The sequence below is a fragment of the Microbacterium sp. genome (genome assembly GCF_030149085.1).
Classification (GTDB): domain Bacteria; phylum Actinomycetota; class Actinomycetes; order Actinomycetales; family Microbacteriaceae; genus Microbacterium.
This window is the reverse complement of the sequence record NZ_JASBSF010000150.1, coordinates 1-4,232: the sequence shown is the minus strand read 5'-3', so window position 1 is coordinate 4,232 and position 4,232 is coordinate 1. Positions and strand designations below refer to the sequence as shown.

The following is a 4,232-nucleotide window of genomic DNA, read 5'->3' as shown; positions in this document are numbered from 1 at the left end:
GTACTACCTACTGAGCGGGATGACACTTCCGCTGTTCCTAGGACTCGCTGCCCTCACCATCGTCGTTAGTGGCGCGATCGGATGGCTCTTCGGAGGCAACGATCGCGGTCCTGTCATCCGCACCGCCATCATCGTCGGCGTCCTCACGGCGGGCCTGCTGGCACTGGACAAGTACATGTCGTACTGGGAGGCGTACACCAACTCCGACCGCGTCAACGGGCGACCCATCGCCACCGTGGGTGCCTCCACGCCGGGGCTGGGCGGGAACTTCTGGGTGCAGGGAATCGATCTGTTCACGCACCTGCTGCTGCCCACGATCGCGATCATCCTGATCTCGTTCGCCAGCTACACGCGATACTCCCGGGCGAGCCTGCTCGAGGTGATGAACCAGGACTACATCCGCACCGCGCGCGCGAAGGGTCTCACGGAGCGCACCGTCGTGGTCCGTCATGCCTTCCGCAACGCGCTGATCCCGATCACGACGATCATCGCCTTCGACGTCGGGGCGATCGTCGGCGGGGCGGTGATCACCGAGACCGTGTTCGGATGGGTCGGCATGGGCCGCCTGTTCGTCGACGCGCTCCGTGTCTCGGACCCGAACCCGGTCATGGCGTTCTTCATCGTCGCGGGGACGCTTGCGGTGGTCTTCAACCTGATCGCCGACCTTCTCTATGCGGCCCTCGACCCGAGAATCAAGGTGAGCTGAGATGGCGACCATCAACACTCCGACGGGCGCGGGACCCGCGGCCGCCGACCGCGGGACAGAGACCTCCATCGAGCAGCGCGAGACCGAGGGGCTCAGCCAGGGGCAGATCGTCCGGCGCCGCTTCTTCCGTCACCGCGCGGCGCTCGTGGCCATGGTCGTCCTCGGCTTCATCGTCGTGCTCGCCTTCACGTCCGTGGGCGTCACGCTGTGGGGGCTGCGGATCCCCGGCTGGTGGCAGTACACGTGGGAGCAGATCCCGCCGATCGAGAACCGCGGCGAACCGACGCTGAGCCTGATTCCCGAGTTCCTCGGCGGGGCGGGCATCACCTTCGGCAACCACCCGTTCGGGCAGGACGAGGTCGGCCGCGACATCTTCGCCGTCGTCATGCGCGGTGCGCAGCAGTCGATCATGGTGATGGTCATCGCGGGTGTCGTCGCGTCGATCATCGGCGTCGTCATCGGTGCGGTCTCCGGCTACTACGGCAAGGCGACGGATGCCGTGCTCATGCGCTTCACGGACGTCGTCATCACGATCCCGCTCATCGTCATCGGTTCGGTGCTCGGGCACGCTTTCGGCAGCCTCGGCGCGGCCGTGCTCGGTGTCGTGATCGGCCTGTTCGCGTGGACGACGATGGCGCGCCTCGTGCGCGGCGAGTTCCTGACGCTGCGCGAGCGGGAGTTCGTCGATGCCGCACGCGTCTCGGGCGCGCGCGATCGGCGCATCATCTTCCGCCACATCCTGCCCAACGCCGTGGGAGTGATCGTCGTCAACGCGACACTGCTGATGGCCGGTGCGATCCTGCTGGAGTCTGCGCTGAGCTACCTCGGCTTCGGCGTGCAGGCGCCCGACACCTCGCTCGGCAAGATCGTGTCCGACAACCAGGCTGCCTTCTCCACACGGCCCTGGCTGTTTTGGTGGCCGGGCATCTTCATCATCGTCATCGCGCTGTGCGTGAACTTCATCGGCGACGGCCTGCGCGACGCCTTCGATCCGCGCCAGAAGAAGATGCCGAGCGAGCGCGCCATGGCACGCGCCAGCAGGGCGAGCGGCCGTGCCCCCGTCGGGGTGGACACGACGGCTTCGACCGACGCTCCGTCCGTCACGGTCGCCGGAGAGGCGGTCTACACCGGGGATGTCGTCAATTACCACGACGCCAGACCCGAGGAGCCGGGAGACCAGCAGCACTCGCCCCTGGATCCCGAACGATGACGCCCGCTCTAGACCACCGCACCGACGACGGATGCCGCCACCAGAGCCACGATCGTCGCGATCGCCGGAACATTGATCTTCGTCCAGTCGGCGGACGGATCGGTTCCCGCATCCAGCGCGCCGCTCTCGCGCAGCGCCTCCCAGCGTCCGCGCACCACCTGAGCGAGATTCCCGCTGGGAGTCGAGATCGCGTCGCTCGGCCGCAGGCTCTGGTGCTGTCCTTGGGCGCTCGGCCCGATGCCGATGAAGTCGCTGCGCGAGAGCCCGGCGGCGCGGTGACGGCTGGGGGCGGGCGCCGCCCACACCCCGACTTTGCGGGTCGCGGTCGTCAGGGTCAGCGACCACCGCGTGTCGATGCTCCGGATCGAGGGCCACGAGACGAACACGGTTCGGAACGGGTTCGCGACGGTCACGCCGTGCGCCTGCACGCTCAGCTGCGGGGCCCAGAACAGGATCACGGCCAGCGCAGCGACCAGCAGCAACGGCCAGCAGTAGCGCAGCGCGTCCACGGGATTGTGCACAGCGATCGCCACGATCCCCATCGCGGCGATCGCGACCACCGACACGGCGAGGATCCGGCCGCCCAGAGGCCGGTAGTGCACATCGACGAACTGCATGAGATCAAGCTTCGCAGACAGGAGTTCCCCCATGAGTGAGCACGGACAGGCCGTGGCCGAAACGGTCCTCGAGGTCTCCCAGCTGGGCGTCGAGTTCTGGGTCGAAGGACAGTTCTACCCCGCCGCCATCGACATGAACTACGTCGTCCGGCGCGGCGAGGTCCTCGCGATCGTCGGCGAATCGGGATCCGGCAAGAGCACCTCGTCGATGGCGCTGCTGGGGCTGCTGCCCGAGAACGCCCGTGTGACCGGATCGATCAAGCTCCAGGGGCGCGAGTTGCGGGGCACGGATGCCGCCACGCTGCGCGCCCTGCGCGGCAACGAGATCGCCGTGATCTTCCAGGAGCCCATGACGGCCCTCAACCCCGTCTACACGGTCGGCTTCCAGATCATGGAGGCCCTGCGATCCCACGATCGTTCGCTCGTTCCCGCGGACGCGAAGGCGCGCGCGATCGAACTGCTCGGCATGGTCGAGATGCCCAATCCCGAGGAGGCATTCCACAAGTACCCGCACCAGCTCTCCGGCGGTCAGCGCCAGCGTGCCATGATCGCGCAGTCGATCTCGTGCGATCCGCTGCTGCTCATCGCGGACGAGCCGACCACGGCACTGGATGTCACGGTGCAGGCCGAGATCCTCGATCTGCTGCGCAGCCTGCACAAGCGGCTCGACTCGGCCATCATCCTCATCACTCACGACATGGGCGTGGTCGCGGACCTCGCCGACCGCATCATGGTGATGAAGGACGGCGTCGTGGTCGAGTCGGGTTCGGTCGAGAAGATCTTCTCCGAACCGGCCCACCCCTACACGAAGGCTCTCCTGGGTGCCGTTCCGCACCTCGGGCTCGGCCTCGCCGATGAGGACGCATCGCCGGCGGCCGTCACCGAGCCGGCGGGCGGCCCCGAGACGGCGCCGGGCGCGGTGCCGGTCCTGAGCTTCGAGGACGTCGCCATCGACTATCCCAAGCGCGGGCGGATCCCCGCCTTCCGGGCCGCGGAGCACATCGATCTCACGGTGTACCCCGGGGAGATCATGGGCCTGGTCGGCGAATCGGGTTCGGGCAAGACCACGCTGGGGCGTGCCGCGGTCGGGCTGCTTCCCATCGCCGAGGGCCGCCTGACGGCCGTGGGCATGGACATCTCGGCGCCGACGTCGAAGGAGCTGTTCTCGATTCGCCGTCGCACGGGCATCGTCTTCCAGGACCCGTCCTCCTCCCTCAATCCCCGGATGCCGATCGGCCAGTCGATCGGCGAGCCGCTGCTGCTGGCGGGAGAGGCGAAGGGAAAGGAACTGGACCGACGCGTCGAGGCGCTGCTCGACCAGGTCGAACTGCCCATGTCCTACCGCAACCGGTTCCCGCACGAGCTCTCGGGCGGACAGAAGCAGCGCGTCGGCATCGCACGCGCCCTGGCCCTCGCACCCGACCTACTCGTCGCGGACGAGCCGACCTCAGCGCTGGATGTGTCGGTCCAGGCGCGGTTCCTGGATCTGCTGCAGGAGCTGCAGCAGGAGCTGAAGTTCGCATGCCTGTTCATCAGCCACGACCTGGCCGTCGTCGACATCCTGTCGCACCGCATCTCTGTCATGCACTTCGGCAGGATCGTCGAGCAGGGCACGAAGGAGCAGATCCTCCGCAACCCGCAGGACGACTACACCAAGCGCCTGATCGCCGCGGTCCCCGTGCCCGACCCCGCCGAGCAG

General features: G+C 67.8%; 4 protein-coding genes. 3 read left to right on the top strand and 1 reads right to left on the bottom strand.

All coding sequences use genetic code 11. The annotated features are described in order from the left end of the window. Window positions 1-706 (top strand): ABC transporter permease (locus Q1V87_RS06150; protein ID WP_300591298.1); only part of this gene is annotated, 706 nt, incomplete at its 5' end. A gap of 1 nt (window position 707) precedes the next feature. Next, window positions 708-1,916, top strand: a complete 1,209-nt coding sequence (locus Q1V87_RS06145; RefSeq protein ID WP_300591297.1) for an ABC transporter permease — start codon at window positions 708-710, stop codon at window positions 1,914-1,916. An 8-nt stretch (window positions 1,917-1,924) separates the two neighbouring features. Here the strand turns inward: Q1V87_RS06145 and Q1V87_RS06140 are convergent, their stop codons facing one another. Further along, complete coding sequence (locus tag Q1V87_RS06140) at window positions 1,925-2,533, bottom strand: PH domain-containing protein (protein WP_300591296.1); 609 nt, start codon at window positions 2,531-2,533, stop codon at window positions 1,925-1,927. 31 nt (window positions 2,534-2,564) lie between these two features. On the opposite strand from Q1V87_RS06140, the gene Q1V87_RS06135 reads away from it, so the two are divergent. Further along, on the top strand, window positions 2,565-4,232 hold a 1,668-nt coding region (locus Q1V87_RS06135), incomplete at its 3' end, for an ABC transporter ATP-binding protein (protein WP_300591294.1).